Origin of the sequence: Vibrio sp. 1562, assembly GCF_033340155.1 — a bacterium.
In the GTDB taxonomy this organism is placed as follows: domain Bacteria; phylum Pseudomonadota; class Gammaproteobacteria; order Enterobacterales; family Vibrionaceae; genus Vibrio; species Vibrio alginolyticus.
This window is the reverse complement of sequence record NZ_JAWOVY010000001.1, coordinates 196,174-214,163: the sequence shown is the minus strand read 5'-3', so window position 1 is coordinate 214,163 and position 17,990 is coordinate 196,174. Positions and strand designations below refer to the sequence as shown.

14 protein-coding genes are annotated in these 17,990 nt (G+C 43.6%); 5 read left to right on the top strand and 9 right to left on the bottom strand.

Annotated features, from left to right (window positions below; all coding sequences use genetic code 11):
• Positions 1-11: 11 nt before the first annotated feature.
• The 4 genes from R7Z49_RS00965 to R7Z49_RS00950 all read left to right on the top strand — a co-directional run bounded on the left by R7Z49_RS00965 (position 12) and on the right by R7Z49_RS00950 (position 6,039).
• Complete coding sequence (locus tag R7Z49_RS00965) at positions 12-3,170, top strand: efflux RND transporter permease subunit (protein WP_186585496.1); 3,159 nt, start codon at positions 12-14, stop codon at positions 3,168-3,170.
• A gap of 324 nt (positions 3,171-3,494) precedes the next feature.
• A complete protein-coding gene (locus R7Z49_RS00960) occupies positions 3,495-3,761 on the top strand; it encodes a hypothetical protein (protein WP_005373876.1) in 267 nt (88 codons plus the stop codon).
• 395 nt (positions 3,762-4,156) lie between these two features.
• A complete protein-coding gene (locus tag R7Z49_RS00955) occupies positions 4,157-5,005 on the top strand; it encodes a hypothetical protein (RefSeq protein WP_064354528.1) in 849 nt (282 codons plus the stop codon).
• A 227-nt stretch (positions 5,006-5,232) separates the two neighbouring features.
• Complete coding sequence (locus tag R7Z49_RS00950) at positions 5,233-6,039, top strand: DNAase (RefSeq protein ID WP_373921214.1); 807 nt, start codon at positions 5,233-5,235, stop codon at positions 6,037-6,039.
• Between the two features lie 482 nt (positions 6,040-6,521).
• Here the strand turns inward: R7Z49_RS00950 and R7Z49_RS00945 are convergent, their stop codons facing one another.
• The 9 genes from R7Z49_RS00945 to R7Z49_RS00905 all read right to left on the bottom strand — a co-directional run bounded on the left by R7Z49_RS00945 (position 6,522) and on the right by R7Z49_RS00905 (position 17,044).
• Positions 6,522-9,623: an efflux RND transporter permease subunit gene (locus R7Z49_RS00945; RefSeq protein ID WP_186585495.1), complete on the bottom strand. Its 3,102-nt coding sequence runs from the start codon at positions 9,621-9,623 to the stop codon at positions 6,522-6,524.
• Positions 9,620-10,948 carry an efflux RND transporter periplasmic adaptor subunit gene (locus tag R7Z49_RS00940; protein WP_042523281.1) on the bottom strand — a complete coding sequence of 443 codons (1,329 nt, stop codon included), beginning with the start codon at positions 10,946-10,948 and terminating at the stop codon, positions 9,620-9,622. The genes R7Z49_RS00945 and R7Z49_RS00940 overlap by 4 nt, the downstream gene beginning before the upstream one ends.
• A complete protein-coding gene (locus R7Z49_RS00935; protein ID WP_021707693.1) occupies positions 10,935-11,591 on the bottom strand; it encodes a TetR/AcrR family transcriptional regulator in 657 nt (218 codons plus the stop codon). Before R7Z49_RS00935 ends, R7Z49_RS00940 begins: the two co-directional genes overlap by 14 nt.
• A gap of 192 nt (positions 11,592-11,783) precedes the next feature.
• Positions 11,784-12,443, bottom strand: a complete 660-nt coding sequence (locus R7Z49_RS00930; protein WP_318111190.1) for an HAD family hydrolase — start codon at positions 12,441-12,443, stop codon at positions 11,784-11,786.
• 2 nt (positions 12,444-12,445) lie between these two features.
• Positions 12,446-13,465, bottom strand: coding sequence for an ABC transporter ATP-binding protein (locus R7Z49_RS00925; protein ID WP_005373862.1), 1,020 nt, complete (start codon positions 13,463-13,465; stop codon positions 12,446-12,448).
• Complete coding sequence (locus R7Z49_RS00920; RefSeq protein ID WP_318111186.1) at positions 13,462-14,250, bottom strand: ABC transporter permease; 789 nt, start codon at positions 14,248-14,250, stop codon at positions 13,462-13,464. The genes R7Z49_RS00925 and R7Z49_RS00920 overlap by 4 nt, the downstream gene beginning before the upstream one ends.
• A 2-nt stretch (positions 14,251-14,252) precedes the next feature.
• Entirely contained in the window at positions 14,253-15,143 is an 891-nt protein-coding gene (locus R7Z49_RS00915) for an ABC transporter permease (protein ID WP_257897478.1), read from the bottom strand.
• Positions 15,140-15,964 (bottom strand): alkaline phosphatase family protein, encoded by an 825-nt coding sequence (locus tag R7Z49_RS00910; RefSeq protein WP_005373854.1) that lies wholly within the window; start codon positions 15,962-15,964, stop codon positions 15,140-15,142. The genes R7Z49_RS00915 and R7Z49_RS00910 overlap by 4 nt, the downstream gene beginning before the upstream one ends.
• Before the next feature lie 12 nt (positions 15,965-15,976).
• Positions 15,977-17,044 carry an ABC transporter substrate-binding protein gene (locus tag R7Z49_RS00905; RefSeq protein ID WP_005373851.1) on the bottom strand — a complete coding sequence of 356 codons (1,068 nt, stop codon included), beginning with the start codon at positions 17,042-17,044 and terminating at the stop codon, positions 15,977-15,979.
• A 210-nt stretch (positions 17,045-17,254) separates the two neighbouring features.
• On the opposite strand from R7Z49_RS00905, the gene R7Z49_RS00900 reads away from it, so the two are divergent.
• The gene (locus R7Z49_RS00900; protein WP_005387087.1) at positions 17,255-17,983 is read left to right on the top strand and encodes a UTRA domain-containing protein; all 729 of its coding nucleotides are present in this window, start codon (positions 17,255-17,257) and stop codon (positions 17,981-17,983) included.
• Positions 17,984-17,990 lie beyond the last annotated feature (7 nt).

Sequence of the window (17,990 nt, the reverse complement as noted above, 5' to 3'; positions counted from 1 at the left end):
AGGAGTATGTCATGGAAGATACTAAACAAAAGGGCTTAATTGCCTATTTTGCGAATAACCCCGTCGCTGCCAACCTTTTGATGGTGTTCATCATTATCATGGGTGTGGTGAGCTTTCTCTTTATTCAAAGGCAGATGTTTCCGAATATTGAGGTGAACTACATTGATGTTCGTGCGACTTATCCTGGCGCTTCTCCTCAAGAGATAGAAGAGAGTATTCTCGTTAAGGTCGAGGAATCGATTAAAGACGTCACCGGGATTAAAAAAGCAGTCTCAACGGCCTCTAGAGGTAGCGCGTATGTTTCCATCGAGGTAGACGTTAATGCCGATATCAAGCGTGTCTTAGATGATGTAAACCAACGTATTGATACCTTATCTAACTTACCAGCGGGTATGGAACCAATCAATGTCTACCAAGTTGAATGGCGCCAAGATGTAATCGAAATGGGGTTAGTTGGGGACCGACCGCTCGAGGAGCTTAAACCGCTTGCTAAGCAAATCGAAGATGAATTACTTCAGTTAGAAAACGTCATGCTGGTGTATCTGAGTGCGCCAGAAGAAGAAATAGCGATTGAAGTTGACCCACTTGTTCTTCGTAAATACGACCTTACGTTGAGCGATATCAGCAGCGCGATCAGCCGTTATTCAGCTAACTTTTCTGCGGGCGAAGTAAAAACAAACTCAGGGATGATTGCAGTAAGGATTGAAAACCAATACTACCGTGGTGATGAGTTTAGAAATATTCCTGTAAAGCTTGGCGCAAATGGTGCGAAGGTTTTACTGCAAGATATCGCCACGATCAAAGATGGCTTTACGGAAGAAGAGCGCTATTTTGAATACTCAGGGCAAAATGCGATCTACATGTCTGTTGAAGCAACTCGTGATCAGAACATTATCCCTGTTGCACAGTCCGTTCGTAATTATATTGAAGCAAAAAACAAGACATTGCCGCAGGATGTTAAGCTCAAAGTCTTAGTTGATACGACTTATTATTTAAATGGGCGTCTCGACATGATGTTGAAAAACTTGCTGCAAGGCGCTGCATTAGTCGCGATTATGCTGACCATTTTCCTACGTTTCCGCTTGGCTATGTGGGTAATGATTGGGCTACCTGTCTGTTTCCTCGGTGCTGTAATGATGATGCCAGCTTTGGGTATTACAGTGAACATCGTCTCGCTGTTTGCTTTCATCATGGTGCTCGGAATTGTGGTGGATGACGCCATCGTCATGGGAGAAAGTGCGTACAGTGAAATCGAAGAAAAGGGCGGCGGTGTCGAGAACGTGGTACGCGGTGTCAAACGTGTTGCTACGCCAGCGACATTTGGTGTTCTGACAACGATTGCTGTATTCGCACCATTCTTGCTTTCGAGTGGTATTGATAGCGCTTTCTTTTACGGCATTGCTGGTGTCGTGATTCTGTGTTTGATCTTCAGTTTGATTGAATCAAAGTTGATCCTACCAGCGCACTTGGCGCATACCCATTTTAAGCCAGTTAAACCAGGTGGCTGGCGTGACCGATTTAACCAACGTTTTTTTGGTTTTGTAAATGGTCCATATCGTAACTTTGTAACAACATGCACCCATTGGCGCTGGACAGTGTTTGCGGTGTTCTGTGGTTTACTGCTGATCAGCGCGGCTTTGATCAACGCGAATTATGTTCGGGTGATCCCTAACCCTAAAGTGCCGACTGACTATCCTGCGATCACTATTGAAATGAATGATACCGTTTCAAGTGAGCAGACAATCAGTGCACTCAAGACTATTGAACGTGTCATGCAAAAGATCGAATCTGAGACCATTGCAGAACATGGTCAAGGAATGATTCGTGATGTGCTGTCTTACAACAGAAGCCGCACCGAAGGTCGTGTATTAGTACCTCTGGTTGATGAAGAGTTACGCCCGTTCAATACATTTGAACTGGCTCGACGTTGGCGTGAAGCTATGCCTGTTATTCCCGGTATGAAGAGCATCAAAATCCGTGAGCAGAGTGCGGGTGGTGGTGACAGAGATGAGTTTGGCTACTTGTTGTTTGGCTCTAACATCAATGAGCTCAACGAGGCTGGGCGTTACTTGATAGAGCGTTTACAGCAGGAAGAAGGGTTATATGATATTTCATCTTCTATTGATTCTGGAAGCAAAGAAGTACTCCTGTCTCTTGCGCCTGTAGCGCACGATCTCGGTCTGGATCTCACCATGATCGCAGAGCAAGTTGGTGGCAGCTTTTATGGTGGCGAAGCACAGCGCATTATTCGTGATGGTGAAGAAATTAAAGTTATGGTGCGTTACCCGCAACTGACGCGTGAAGCATTCTCATCATTGCGTTACGCTGTGATTACCACACCAGCAGGTAAGAAGGTCATGCTAGGTGATGTGGTGAAGATCAACGAGCAGCCGGGCGTGAGTAGCATTCGACGTGAAGGCGGGTATCAAACCGTTTATGTCTATGGTTCGATAGACGAAGAATTGGTTGAACCTCAAGAAATCGTAAAGGTCATTGACGACAATATCTTACCGGATATGAAGCAAGCGTTCTCGAGTGTGAAAACAGAATTGGGTGGTGATATTGAAGAGCAGGCTGCGCAGCGTAATGAACAGATTTTGTTCTTTATTGCAGGCATGATCATCGTCTACATCTTGTTAGCTGTACCGTTAAAAAGTTATACCCAACCTTTGATTGTAATGTCCGTCATTCCGTTTAGTCTGACGGGGGCGATTTGGGGCCATTTCTGGCTAGGTTTAGACATCAGTATGATGTCGACATTTGGTTTGATCGCCGCTGCTGGCGTGGTTATCAACGACTCTCTGGTTATGACAGATTACGTAAACCAAGTGAGAGAAAAGGGTATGAACATCAAACAAGCGGTTGTTGAGGCGGGTTGTGCTCGTTTTCGAGCTATCACTCTCACCTCAATAACGACGTTTGCGGGTGTATTGCCGATAATGTTTGAAACGAGTTTGCAGGCGCGTTTTGTCATACCGATGGCTGTCGCTTTGGGCTTTGCGGTGTTGTACGCAACGGTTCTGACTTTAGTGTTGGTGCCTTGTTTGTATTTAATGCTTGAAGATATTAAAAATATTTTCAGATCGATTAAGAGGTTTATCCATCGTTTGATTAATCGTTTCAGAAAGTCGCCAGTGACGTCGAGCGTTGAAGCAAGCGTATCGAGTTAACAAGCTTGATGTTAACGATTAGGAGCAGCCTTCGGGCTGCTTTTTTGTTTCCGCATTTTGATTCAAAGTGATTTTTTAGTGGGCAGTTACGTAATTATCTGATGAGAAAACTGCCTGACAAAGCATTTATAATATGTATGTTTCTAATGTTTTAAATTCGCATGGTTAATTTGACACTTGGTTAGCGAAATTTACCAGACGAAGATAACGTTGAATATGAGGTTTTATTTAAGCTTTTGAAAAATAACAAAATAAAAGTTGGCATCGTATGTGCAATATATGAATTGTAATTAAAATTAACTGCTAATCCTCAAGGAGCTTATTATGAAAAGCGTATTTCTATCTACTCTAAGTCTTATTGCTGTAATGTCATCACCAATCGCTGCTGCTAACACTTTAGACAAAGAGGAGTGGAGCTCAGATTTACGTCAGGACTTTTCTGAAATGAAACATGAAGCTATAGCAGATATTCAGCAAATGAACATGGATGCCATTCACGCACGTGATGAGCGTATCGTGAAAAACATTAAAGATGAGCAAGAACAGTTAGTAAAGGTAACGTGCCACAAAGAGAAAGCAAGCAAGTCATAAACGCCGATAAAAGAGACTAACAGACGAAAATGAATCCAATACGAGTTCGGTGTTAGTTAGCAGTAAGCACTGACCTTGTTGCTCTACTTGCCAGCTTTTTAAGGCTGGCTTTTTTGTTTCTCATTTCATGGGTGGAGATCAGATCCTCAAGCTTATTATCAATAGTTGGCGTGTTTGATGAGCTATTGCTGGATGGAGGGGATGTAACTTTCAAAAGTGTAGATTTCAGTAAAGTGGAGGTGATGTTAGATATTTAAAATTTTGAAAAGATCCGATCTCCTTTTTGACCTTCATAATACCTTAGTATGTGGCTTACCTTTACTTGAATTAGAACTCATATTTCAGGCGTTCGTTTAAAGGTATTGATGCATATTTGAAGAGTAAGAGATAGACATATGAGTTTTATTAAAATGTGTAAAGATGGTTTTAGAGGAAAGCCGGATTTCTCTGACTTATTACATAATGCGTTCCAGATAGATGACTTAGTGCTGTCATTTGAGTGTCCGAACAACATATATGAAGGACATGTATACCAGGATCTTGTTAATTTAGAACAGTTCGATGTTGAATCAAAAATAGAGAGGCATGAAAGGTTTGTAAAGTTAGCTACGGTATATTTTTTGTTTCAGAAGAAAATATTAAACCCTTTGCTTCCTATTAACAAACAAGGTGGATTATATATTAGGCTACGGGTTAAATCTACTGGAGAAGATATTGATAATATTAGTCAATTGTCCTCATTTTTAGAGAGAGAATATTATGATTTTTATCATGCCCCGGAGCAAAGTGAAGGCTCTATGAGGGGGTATCATACAGACTTGATGAAAGAATTGACTAAGCGTGCGAATAAACAATGGGGAGAAATTCCAGAAAGTGAAGACCGAAAAAGAGAAAAAGAAGAATATTTAATTAGAGGTTTCTTAAGTGGTTATCCACCAATAAAGTGTGAGATAGTTGAAGTTGGAAAAAACAAATACTCAAAATACTCAGAAGGTAATCTTAAGTATAAGAGTGAATTACGAAGAGTATACAATTTACCCATAAAAAATGAATTCTACCTGAGCATCGAGTTTTGGTATAAGTACGAATCGATGTTTGCTAAGCAGAAGTTTTTAGATTGGGTGAGAAGTGCGGATGAAACCTTTGAAAAAAAAGTATTGGAATTACTGGATTTGTCTCCGCTCATCGACTCGTATACAGCCAAAGCAGTAAAGGGGTTGAACGAAAAAACTAAGGCTGAGTAACACAGCGTCAGTGTCAAGAAAAGCTAGCAAAGTATGTAGCCATGAGAGAAAAATGAATCAAATTGGATGTCTATTTACCTTTGTACGCCATGGCGCATATAAAGCCAATGGATTTAGTATAGAGCTTATCACAAATATCAATACATATTTAAATAACAAGAGATATAAATATTAATTTTATCAAAATCTTTAAAGATGGGTTTAGAGGGAAACCAGATTTTGCACACTTGTTACATAATGTATTCCAGATAGATGACTTAGTACTATCATTTGAATGTCCGAACAATATATATGAAGGTCATGTATACCAAGATTTTATTGAATTACAACGATTCAATATTGATTCAAAAGTAGAGCGGCATGAAAAGTTTATAAACTTGGCCACGATTTATTTCTCTTTTCAAAATAGAATAATAAATCCACTATTACCAATCAATAAACAAGGTAGCTTATATATTCGGTTAAGGATTAAATCTTCAGATAAATATATTACTAGTGTTAATCAACTATCTTCATTTATAGAGAAAGAGTACGTGGATTTTTATCATGCTGTAGAGTCACCTGACGGCTCTCGAAAAGGTGATCATACAGAGTTGATGAATGATGCCATTGCGTACGCAAATCATCGTTGGGGAATGGACCCGATAAACGAAGAAAAAAAGAGAGCGAAAGAAGAGTTCCTTATAGGAGAGTTTCTTCGTGGTTACCCTCCAATCAAATGCCAAGATATCAAGATTGGTGAAAATACATTTTCAAAATATGTAGAAGGAAATTTGGAGTATAAAAAAGACTATCGAAGAGTGTACAATTTGCCTATCAAAAATGAGTTTTACTTTAGTATTGAATTTTTATATGAAATCGAGCCTATGTTTGCTCAAAAAAAGTTTTTAGATTGGGTAAGACACGCGGATGAAATCTTTGAAAAAAATGTTTTAGAGTTGCTAGCACTGTCTCCGCTTATTGATTCGCATACTACCTCCAAATCCGAAAGGTTGACAAAAAAAGTTGATCCAGAGCGTTCATACTTAACTTAAAGAAAAAAGCCCGCGAAGAATGCTTTCACGGGCGAAAAAAGGGCACCAAATTGGGTGTCTATTCATTTTGGAGGTGGTCGAACGTCCATATAAAACTGACAATAGGCTTGGTGAGAGGCTTACCACCAGCGCGACCAACGAGGCTAAAGTTAACATTGTTGTAATGATTGTTAAAATGTTAATTCTTCAATCAATGTTTTCATTATCGTGAGTTTAAATTGTGAATGTGTTGCCTACGTGTATTTTTACTCTGTGAAATTCCGTTTTTGACAATAAGACATATTATAAATCTTGTGTTGGTTATTTGATTTGGTTATATAAAACTCAACATACTTAATCCTTAACTGTTCATATTCACACTTAATGAGACACAATAACCCTCTGTTTGTTAAGTGATTGTGTGTTTTTTAACGTGTTGGTATTGAACAAAAAGCGACCTAAGCCGCTCTTGTTCATTTTGATAAGTTTACTTATCAGTCGTTTTAGATTTCTTCGTGCTTATGGACTAGGCCGAAGTCAGCTAAAATGGCATACGCAGCAGGGATCATAAACAACACCAGCAGAGTGGATGCGAAAATACCAAACACGATAGAGATAACCAGTGGTTGGATAACCTGTGCTTGCAAACTGGTTTCAGTCAGCAACGGAAGCAAACCTGCTGCAGTGGTCATTGATGTTAGGAATACTGCTCTAAAGCGTTCCCGACTGGCTTTGACTACCGAGTCATGCACATTATCCCCTTCATCCACATGATGGCGTATGTACTGAACTAACAGAATCGAGTCATTCACCACAATCCCTGCTAATGAGACGAAGCCCATCATACTTGGCATACTTAATGAGTGACCGAGTAGGATGTGTCCCCATACCACGCCAATAAAAGCGAGGGGAATCGCAAGCATGACGACGAATGGTTCCAAATAACTGCGGAATTGGTAACTCAGAATCGCAAACACGCCAAACAAACCAAGCAAGAAGCCTTTACCCATTGATGCGCCAGTTTCAGCGGTATCTTTGGCTTCGCCTTCAAAATCAAAGCGAAGACCAGGATACTTTTGCATAAGCTTTGGCGCTTCATCCTGTTGGAACTGACGAATAATGGCGGTTGAGTTGGCTTTCGTATTGTCGATATCGCCGAATACGCTCACGGTGCGCAAGCCATCAATGCGCTGGATTCTTACGTAATTACGTTGGAAATCCAAAGTAGCAATGGTCGCGAGCGGAATTTGACTTCCATCGGACAAGATAATTGGGAAGTTTGCCAATTGCTGTAAGTCACCAGCTTGCGCTTTATCAAGGCGAACTTCGATGGAAATATTTTCTACTCCAACTTGGATTTCGTCTGCGGTTTGGCCAAAGAAAGCCGCGCGCAATTGATTGGCGATGAGTTGGCCGTTAATCCCATAAGCTTCCGCTCCCGGACGCAGTTTAACCAAGACTTCTTCTTTACCCATACGCATGTCATCCAACACGCCATGGACACCGTCAAACTCATTCAAGTATTGCTGAATGTTGATAGAGGCTGCTTTGAGCGCATCAAGATCATCATGTTTCGCTCGAATTTCAATCGCTCGTCCACCCGGCCCCATGGTCGGTTGTTTAAATACCAGCGAGATAGGATCGGCAAGTTCACCAATGTCTTCACGCCATGCATCGATAAATTCATCGATGAGTGTGTTACGACTCTCTGCACCCAGCAAATCCAGACGTACCGTGGCAATGTGAGGGCCAGATTCATTCGCGTCGGCGTTAGCGTTGAATTGACTGGTGATGTGTAGAACCAATGGATTGCCGTCTTCCACTTTCTCTGTCCATTCTTTATCTAGCTTTTGAGCGGAAGCGACGATCTTATCGACGACAGCTTCCGTTTGAGACAGAGAAGAACCCGGAGGAAGAATAATACGCGCTTCTGCAATGTCGCCATCCAATTCAGGGAAGGGTTGGAACTTGAGTAAACCACCTACTAACGTGGCCGCGGAGATAAGAAGCAAGGCAACCACGCCACCCATAAAGGCATAGCGATACTCGACCACTTTATCTACTGCGTTGACCAAGGTGGTGTTGCGGAAGTTTTCAAAAGAAGCGAGCAGCTTTTGTTTGAACTTCGGTGTTTTTCGCTCTTGCTTTTGTTTATGTAGCGAATGAGAAAGGTGGTTAGGTAGGATCAAGAAGGCTTCCACCAAACTCAAACTCAAAACGAGGATCAGAACTTGAGGAACTGCTTTAAGTACCGCACCCATTTCACCTTGCAGGAATAACAAGCTACCAAAAATACACACCGTAGTTAGGAAGGAAGAAATTACCCCTGGCAGTACCTTTTTCACTCCTTTGATAACGGCATCATCGATCTCTTCTCCTCGGTCGAGGTGAGCGGCAATCGATTCGGCAATAACGATGGCATCATCCATCATGATACCGATGGCCATGAGTAACCCGACCAAAGACATGATGTTGATGGACAGGCCAAGTTGCGCCATCAAAAATAAGCCACCCAAGAAGGCTACGGGCAAACCAGCTGCGACCCAAAAAGAGTAGCGAAAACTAAAGAACAACCACATGGTGGCGAAAACCAGAATGATACCTTGCCAACCGTTTTTGACCATCATGGTCAGGCGATCCCAAAGCACGGATGAAAGATCATTGGTCATTTGTAGCATCACACCATCTGGCGCAATGGCTTGTTGTTCTTGGACAAATTGAGCAACACGTTCTTTAATGCGCAGTGCATCGTCTTCTTTGTTTTTGCTGACTTTTAGTAGGGCAGATGGGTGACCATCAAAGAGGACTTTCTGTTCGTCCAATTCAAATCGGTCGGTAATCGTCGCAATGTCTCTTAGACGGATGATTGATCCATTTGGACCAGAGCCCACGACAATAGTCTCAAGCTCTTCTGGTGTCACGCGTCGTTCGTCAAAGCGGATCAGAAAGTTCTTATCTGGCGTTTCGACATTACCACTTGGCAGCTTGACGTTCTGACGACCAATCTGCTCAGCAATATCACCAACACTTAAGCCAAGTTGTCGAATAGCTTGAGTATCTAACTCTACTCGGTATTGGTGGTCAGAGAAGCCTGCAACTTCAACCAAAGACACATCATAATCGAGCTTTAATGTGCGTTTAAGTTGTTCTGCATAGGCTTTTAGCTCTGGCCATGTGGTGTCTGCAGTGATCGCGACATCCACAACGGGCTCATTCCAATCTAGCTCTTGGACCACAGGAGACTCAATTTCTTGTGGGAAGTCATTAATTGAGTTGATTTGAGTCTGAACGTCGACCAACATGCGGCCGATGTCGGCTTCTTCATTCAGTTTTAAGATAAGACGCGAAGAGCCTTCAATCGCTTCACATTGCGTTTCTTCAATGTTAGCAAGGCCATCAACAGCATCTTCCATGCGGACACAGATACTCTCTTCGACTTCTTGCGGGGAAGCGCCAGGGTAAACCACACCAGCTAGGATGTAGGGCGGATCAAACTCAGGAAAGGTTTCCCGCTTAATCGTGGAAAGTGAAGAAATCCCCAATATCAGCAGCGTTAGCATCAGCAAGTTGGCTGCTGTTGGGTGCTTGGCGAAGAATCGGATCATGAATCAGACTCCTCAATAGCCGTTTCTGACTGTTCAGGTGACTCTTTCAATAGCATGCCGTTAATCGCAGGCAGCAAATCGTTGATGATCAGTTTCTGACCTTGCTCCAATTCGCCATCGATCACCACTTGGTTATTTCGGCGATATAACACTTCAACCGTCACGACTTGCAGACGATTGTCATCGCCCATCAGGTAAATCTTATCGCCATGAAGCGCACGCTCTGGGATGACCCAACTCGGGTTCTCTTGTCCCTCAATCAAGGCTCGCACAAACATGCCGTTCACTAGTGGAGGCGCAGAGGTTGGGTTTAATGCACGGTAGTCTTGTTCAATTTCCAGAATCACACCGGCAGTCGCTTGGCTTGGATCAACCGTTTCACTGATGCGTGCAACTTTCGCAGGCCAGCTTGCAGAGAGGTTACCGCTGCTGAGTTCAATGTTGGCATGAATCGCATTCATATCAGGTTGTGGAATACCAGATTCATCACGAACAAACTCACCGATGCTCGCAGCCAAAGTTTGCATGTCATGAATGGACAGTTGAGCTTCAACCTCCATAACATCAATACCATGCCCGGTCACCATGGTCTGTTGTAGATTAACCACTTGCTTTTTCTCAATTTCTACGTCAGCAATACGCAAATCGTAAGGAAGCGTGATGATGGTTTTATCAAGCGAGCGTTCGGCCTCATCCACTTTTGATGCATTAACTTTAACTAGGGCTTCCGCGACTCGTTTCTCATCCGGCATCAAACCAATTTGATTTTCAATATCCAGTACTAACTTACGTTGAGAGAGCGCGCTTTGCTCTTGCTGATCTACATCCGATTGAGACGTTAGGCCTTTTTTACGTAGGTTTTGTTTACGGTCTAACTCTTTGTTGGCGATAACCAGACGGTTGGCTTCTATCTTGAGTGTGCTTTTGAGATTCGCTTCTTCTTGGTTCAGCTTAGCCAGAGAGGTTTGAGCAGATTTGAGATCGGCTTGAGCTTGAACCAGTTTCAGTTCGTAATCGAGTGGGTCGATTCGCAAGATTTCTGTCCCTGCTTGCAACACTTGTCCTTTTTCCAGCTGCGGATGGCGGTAGACCACTTTCCCCGTCACTTCGGCTATCGCTTTCCATTCCACTTTTGGGGCGATCTTGCCAAACCCTATGGCTACTGGAGCAATGGCTTTGAGCTCAAGTGGAATCGTCTCGACCAACCGTGCACGATCTCCAGCGGGTTTTACGGGCAAATCTGGTTTGAGGCTAATCGCCAAAAACAGAATGACGACCCCCACCGCAAGAGCAGGAAAGAACAGCAGCTTTTTATTTATCTTCATATTGGTCGCCCGAGTCTAAAAATCCATGTTTCATCAGTTGTATGTTGTGTTCGAATAATCGGTTCAAGAAGGCTTCAGAAAGTTCAATGCCATGAATGGCGAGCAGTGCTGGTGGTGCCATAAAAGGAAATACCATCAAGCTGATGTAAGAGACGCGACAAAGTTGAGGGTCGGCGTCTTTTCGTAAAACGCCACTGTCGATCAACTTATCAAAGATCACGCCTTGCATTGGCTTACTGATATCTGCGAAGACTTTTTCGAGCAGTTTGCGTTGGGTTTCCGATGGGGGCATATTCATAACTTGGGCAACTAAGCGTGGGAACTGTGGTACCTTGATCATTTCGCGGTAGTAGGTGCGCATTAGATCGAGAAAGTTTTGCTCGTTACTGTTGGATACCAACGTCTGCATCTGCTTTTGCATCGGTGACAGTGTTTCGCGCAACATGGTCTCGAACAAGCCTTCTTTGTTGCCAAAGTAGTAACGAATCATCGCCACGTTCACGCCTGCTTTCTGCGCGACTAGGCGAGTAGAGACCTTGTCATAAGCCATAATGGTGAAGAGTTCGCGCGCGTGGAAAATCAGTTTTTCCCTTGCGTCGATATTATCTGTGGGTCTTCCCGCCCTTCGATGCGCTTCCGTCACAATCTTCTCTCAAAATATTAAACATTTGATTAATTATAAGACGCTGATTTCTCATGCGACATGTGAAAAATTAATCAGTATTTAATCAAGTGATTAATTTGTGATGAAGAGAAGTAAAAAAGAGCAGAAAGAACTGCTCTTTGAACAAATAGAAAAGTATTTACTTAGGAAGAACGGTCTTGTGAGGCTATATCACCCCCAACTTAACACACTCCAATTCGGTCTGTTGGCGTGTTCTTTTAGTTGTGGGCATGGATTTACCAGATAAGCGTAGTTCGCGTATTCACAAAGCGGTAAATCGTTGATTGAATCGGTATAGAAATGGATTTCGGAATAAGGCTCAGGCTGATTTTCTAGCCACTGTTTTAATCGCGTGACTTTGCCTTCACGATAACTCGGGATACCGTCGATTTCAGCAGTATAACGGTTGTTTTTCTCGATTAAATCAATTCCGAGTGCGGTTGGAATATTAAGACGGCGACCAACGGCTTCCACCAAAAAAGTGACGCTGGCAGAGATGATAACCATATCTATACCATCACGAGACAGTTGCTCAATCAGGGTTTTGGCTTGAGGGAACTGTTTAGGCAAAATATGGCTTTCAACACATTCTTCAACCAAGGCGTTTACTTCTTCAATCGGCATGTTTTCTAGTGGCTTCAAGGAGAACGCTAGGTAATCTTCCATGTCCATTTTGCCTTCAGAGTACAAGGCCATTAGACGCTGATCTTCCATAATAAATAAAGGATCAGTCGCGATGCCTTTCTCAACCATAAACTCGTTCCAAATCATTGCGCAGTCAGCGTTTATTAGGGTTTCATCCATATCAAAAACATACAAAGGTTTGGACATGTTTAGGCTCTCACTGGTTGAATTTCGTTTAGGTTAAAGAGTAGCTCTAGTTGGCTGCCATTCGCTAGTAAGCGTTCTGAAGAGCGGTTAAGCAAGTCAACAGTGAGCTCACACTCTTCAACGTTCACTTGATAGCGAATAACATTACCTAGAAGCTGGTGGTTGGTGATCGTACCTACTTGTGGCGCTGAGATGTGGCTATCATATTGACGACCTTGCTCTTTTACATATATAGACTCTGGGCGAATCGCCACTTTCCATTCGGTATCAATGTTGAAGAGTTGCTTGGCTTTATTGGCCTCTACAAGGTTGTAGTGCCCCATGAAACCGGCCACAAACTCGTTAGCAGGATGAGTATAGATTTCTTCAGGTGTTCCTGCTTGAACAATTTCTCCTTTACTCATTAGGAAGATACGATCAGACATAATCATCGCCTCTTCTTGGTCATGAGTTACGAAGATAGTGGTGAGATTCATCTCTTTCTGAATATCTCGGATTTGCTGACGAAGGTGTTTGCGGATTTTGGCATCAAGCGCAGAAAGTGGTTCATCAAGCAATAATATGCGAGGTTTCACCACCAACGCTCGAGCGAGTGCGACACGCTGGCGCTGACCGCCAGAAAGTTGATGCGGATAGTGTTTTTCTTTACCTGCCAGATCCACCAGTTTGATGACTTTAGCCACTTCACGTCGAATATCATCATTCGCAAGCTTTTTCATTTTTAAGCCAAATGCAATGTTGCCTTCGACGGTCATATTGGGAAACAGCGCATACGATTGAAAGACCATCCCAATACCACGCTCTTGCGGGACTTGATGCGTGATATCTTCTCCGTTTACCCAAATCTCGCCTCCATCGACAGGGTTAAGCCCAGCAAGGCTGCGAAGTAGTGTCGATTTACCACAACCGCTAGGGCCTAAAAGCGTAATGAATTCACCTTGCTCGATGTTAAAGTGAATGTCCTCAAATACGGTGTTATCACCAAAACGTTTAGTCAGATTTTTCGCTGTTACGTAGCTCATTGTTTGACTCCTCGGCTGAAACGACTTGCCAACCAAGTCAGTAAAAAAATAAATAGGAAGTAGGTCATCACTAAGGCAGACGTAAAGTGGCCGCTCGTCTGACGCATGTTATACAAGTAGATTTGCAGGGTTTCATAACGTGTGCCGACTAAAATATTGGCGAACACAAACTCTCCCAATAGAAATGAAAATGAAAGGAAAAGCGATGCCATCAGTCCTTTTTTGAGGTTAGGTAAAATGACCATCAAAAACGCTTTGGTTGTGCTTGCCCCTAGCAAGTGTGCAGCGTCCATTAAATCGTTAAGGTTAATTGCTTCGAAGCTATTAGAAATCGCACGATACATGAACGGTAACGCGGTGGTGAAGTAAGTACCTACTAGAATCCAAGGAGTACCGATAAGGGAGATTTCACTGTCAGCATAAAGTTGAAGCAAGCCGACGGAGGACACCACTGGTGGTACAGCGAATGGTAGCAAAATCAATACGTTCATGAGCTTATCGAGCTTCGGAAAGTAGTAAAACACCACGAATATCGCTGGCAGAACCAGAAGCACACTGAGGGTTAGCGAAGCAATACAAATAAACAGCGAACGCCCAAACGCTTGCAAAAAGCGTGGGTCGGTCAGCAATTTAACGTACCAATCAAAAGTGAAACCATCTGGAAGCACCGTGGCACCCCAGCGTGATGAAAGCGAATAGACAAAGGTCGCTAAAATCGGGATGAGCATGATCCCAACAATGGAATAAACCACCGTTTTATGGAATCGAGTATTAACGTTGTTCATGACTACTTCCTACCTGCATAGCTTTTCGAAATGAGCCATTGGTTAATCACTGTGATAAAGGCAAGTAACGCCATTAGAATCACCGAAATTGCAGCGGCGAGATTAGGTTCAAGGAACAGGTCTCCCGATACCAGACTCGCAATTCGAATTGTGATGACGTTATAGTTACCGGAGGTCAGCGCATAAACACTCGCATATGCGCCGATTGCGTTGGCTATTAAGATAATAAAGGTACCGAATAAGGCTGGTGAGAGCACTGGCAGAGCGATTTTCGCCCAATACTGTGATGTTTTGGCTCCCAGTAGCGCAGCAGCTGCTTGCCAATCATCACTCAACGCATCGAACGCAGGGTAGAGCAACAACACCGCCAGCGGGATTTGGAAGTAGATGTAAATTGCCAGCAGGCCCCATTTACCATAAAGGTCGAAATCACCGAGTAAGCCATACTGCTTGAGCAAAAGGGTAATCGCCCCATTGGTGCCCAAAATAATAATAAAAGCGAATGACAGAGGTACGCCTGCAAAGTTGCTGCTCATGTTCGTAAACGCAATCACACCGTCGCGGACTTTAGAATCGACTCTGCGCAGAGAAGAGACCAACAGAGTCGCAATGGCTAAGCCAAAAATGCTCGACCACACAGCTAACCACAAACTGTTGCCAAACGCCTGCATCATAAAGGCGGAGTCGAGCACTTCAATGTAGTTATCGAGGGCAAACTCGCCATCGTAGATAAAGCTGTTTAACAGCACCCAAATCATCGGTGCGAGTTGAAATAGATAGAAAAACAGTGCGAAAGGTGCCAACCAAATGGCTGGCTTAAAGCGCTTTAACCAAGTACTTGCCAAATTTGAACGTGATTCGCTAGAGCTTGGGGAGAGGACTGAACTGCTCATAGTGCTAACAATTCCTGAGTGTATGGCTTCGTGTGGTCAAGGTTTAGCAATTGACAAACGGTGCCACAAATATCAGTTTGCTTAATATGACAATCTTGATGGGTAAACTTATCACCAATGACAAACAGGGGAACTTCTCGTTCTTCAGGTAAAATCCCACCGTGAGAAAGATCGTTGTTCATGCCATGATCGCTGGTCACAATGATTTGATACCCATCAGCAAGCCATTGATCGATGTAGTTGGAAAGAATAATGTCTGCACCTCGCGCACAATTGCGGTATTGGCGAGAGTCTAGGCCAAACTTATGTCCTGTATCGTCGATATTCATCGGATGGATCAATAAGAAATCAGGTTGATAGTTGCGGCGTAAATACTCTGCGTCCAGGAACAAGGCTTCATCAGGATAATGATCCCAATGGTAAAAGCAGCCGTGCTGGATATTCAGGGTTTCATCATGCGTGAAACGATCGCGAACAGGTTCAAATGGCGCGCGATTATAAAGCTCACTTACCCAGTGGTAGGCAGCCGCAGCGGTCACTTTTCCTTGGGCTTTTGCCAAACTGAAAATGGAATCGTGTTTGGATAGACGAACGATATTGTTGTTTACGATGCCGCTTTCTACAGGGCGAACGCCCGTTAAAATGCACTCATAAAGTGGGCGAGACATAGAGGGCAGCTCACACTGCACAGGATAAAGCGTTGCGCGAGTTTCTTGTTGGGAACGACTTTGTTCTAGAAGACCATTGAGGTAGCCCATGCAATCACGGGCTACCTGATAGTTCAGTCCATCTAGAACAACAAGGATGACCTTATTGCTCATAACGACTTACTCTTATTGCTGGTGGATTAAGACACTTTCTTGCCATTGACGTGGCAGCTTACGTGCGGACTTTTCCCAAGCTGAGAAGTCAGTCACTGGGTGTACATTGCTGTATTGGTCATTAGCAATTAGCTTGTCTTGCACTGCTTGAGGCAGTGTGATGTTGGTGCGGATTGGACGCGCATAACCTTCTGCTAAGTTGATTTGCCCTTGATCGCTGAAGATGTATTCACGAGCAAGCTTTGCTGCATTAGGGTTCTTCGCGTATTTATTGATTATGGTTGTATAACCAGAAATCACAGAGCCATCTTGAGGAATGCTCACTGTAAAGCGGTCGCGGTCAATTTTGTCGCGGTAGTTCAATGCATTGAAGTCCCACATGATCGCCACTTCCACTTCGCCTTTTTCTAGGTTGGCGATGTTCGGATCGGTAAATGAAAGACGACCTTGCTTCGCGAGTTCAGAAAAGAATTTGAGCGCAGGCTTGAGGTTGGATTCGTCCCCACCGTTGGCGAACGCTGCGGCGAGAACCGCGTTGTTTGCCTGTGCTGCTACGCCTACGTCACCTACGGTCACTTTGTAGTCGCCTTTTAATAGGTCATCCCACGTTTTTGGCGCGTCTTTTACGAGGTTATTGTTGGAGATAAAAGAAATAGTGCCAGTGTAAGCAAGTGCCCAATGACCATCTTCGTCTTTTGCCCAATCTGGGATGTCATTCCAAGTTGTTGGTTTATATGGCTGAGTGACGCCTTTTTTAACCGCTACACGTGCGAAGGCAAAGCCTACGTCACCAATGTCTGCGGTCGCGTTTTTCTTCTCAGCTTCGAATTTTGCGATTTCTTGAGCCGAGCTCATATCCGTGTCTTGGTGCTTAAGGTTGTAATTTGACTTTAAATCAGCCCAAGTGTCTTTCCAGTTTGCCCAACTGTCAGGCATACCCACACTGTAAACCGCCCCTTCTTTTTGTGCTGCTGCTACCAAAGATTCAATATCGGCTTCTTTCGCTACTGTTGGCGTAGCGAGCGTTACCGCAATGATTGCCGCTGGTGCGGTAATTGAACGACTTAGCAAAGTTTTCATTGTCTCCATCCTTCTGGACTAGGTCAGTAAGTTCGCTTTGTATGCTATGGATGGAATGTGACGATTTAGCGCAAGTAATTTGACAGTTTTGCTGATTTTATATGGCACTTATATTTCATACGTTCAGTATGTGTTCTGTTGATTAATGTCATATTTTTGTTACGTAAACGCCTTATGTTATTCGTCAAATTATCCTTGGACTAGATCAGAATGAGAGCGACAGGCACCGGACAATTTGGTACCCAATTAGGAAAAATTAGAAGCAGCTTAAAACAGCAGATTCTTTCCGGCATCATGTCGGAAGGACAAAAACTGCCGTCAGAGAGAGAGCTCAGTGAGCTGTTTTCTACGACTCGAATCACAATCAAAGATGCGTTGGTGTCTTTGGAAACGGAAGGTCTTATTTATCGAGAAGAGCGCCGGGGTTGGTATGTATCTCCTGAGCGTATCTGTTACAACCCGTTGTCTCGTTCTCACTTCCATCAGATGATTCGAGAGCAGCATCGTATTGCAGAAACTAAGCTACTCAACGTGCGAAGTGAAATGGCCGCAGGTGAGTATGCCAAATCGTTAGAGGTGGAGCGAATTACCCCAATTTATGTAATTGAACGGTTACGTTTTATTGATGGGCGAGCGGTATTGTTTGTTGAGAACGTGCTCAAAGCGGCACTGTTTGAGGGTATATTGTCTGAGAACCTCACCATGTCCCTGACAGGCATTTATCGTGAGAAGTATGGTTACGAGACAAAGCGCTCTCGTTTTGATGTGATTCCCACGTCAGCTCCTGCTCATGTCGCTAAGGCGTTGAACCTAGCTGAAGGACAACCCGTTCTGAAAATTCGGCGGGTAAACTACAAACAAGATGGGCATTTAATGGACTGCGAATTCGAGTATTGGCGTCCAGACGCAGTGATGATTCGCATTGATAGCGTAGGATAAAGCGCAG

Excerpts from the sequence above, each read along its gene's own strand:
- R7Z49_RS00965 (WP_186585496.1), top strand. The coding sequence starts at position 12 with ATGGAAGATACTAAACAAAAGGGCTTAATTGCCTATTTTGCGAATAAC.
- R7Z49_RS00960 (WP_005373876.1), top strand. The coding sequence starts at position 3,495 with ATGAAAAGCGTATTTCTATCTACTCTAAGTCTTATTGCTGTAATGTCA.
- R7Z49_RS00955 (WP_064354528.1), top strand. The coding sequence starts at position 4,157 with ATGAGTTTTATTAAAATGTGTAAAGATGGTTTTAGAGGAAAGCCGGAT.
- R7Z49_RS00945 (WP_186585495.1), bottom strand. The coding sequence starts at position 9,623 with ATGATCCGATTCTTCGCCAAGCACCCAACAGCAGCCAACTTGCTGATG.
- R7Z49_RS00940 (WP_042523281.1), bottom strand. The coding sequence starts at position 10,948 with ATGAAGATAAATAAAAAGCTGCTGTTCTTTCCTGCTCTTGCGGTGGGG.
- R7Z49_RS00930 (WP_318111190.1), bottom strand. The coding sequence starts at position 12,443 with ATGTCCAAACCTTTGTATGTTTTTGATATGGATGAAACCCTAATAAAC.
- R7Z49_RS00925 (WP_005373862.1), bottom strand. The coding sequence starts at position 13,465 with ATGAGCTACGTAACAGCGAAAAATCTGACTAAACGTTTTGGTGATAAC.
- R7Z49_RS00920 (WP_318111186.1), bottom strand. The coding sequence starts at position 14,250 with ATGAACAACGTTAATACTCGATTCCATAAAACGGTGGTTTATTCCATT.
- R7Z49_RS00915 (WP_257897478.1), bottom strand. The coding sequence starts at position 15,143 with ATGAGCAGTTCAGTCCTCTCCCCAAGCTCTAGCGAATCACGTTCAAAT.
- R7Z49_RS00910 (WP_005373854.1), bottom strand. The coding sequence starts at position 15,964 with ATGAGCAATAAGGTCATCCTTGTTGTTCTAGATGGACTGAACTATCAG.
- R7Z49_RS00905 (WP_005373851.1), bottom strand. The coding sequence starts at position 17,044 with ATGAAAACTTTGCTAAGTCGTTCAATTACCGCACCAGCGGCAATCATT.
- R7Z49_RS00900 (WP_005387087.1), top strand. The coding sequence starts at position 17,255 with ATGAGAGCGACAGGCACCGGACAATTTGGTACCCAATTAGGAAAAATT.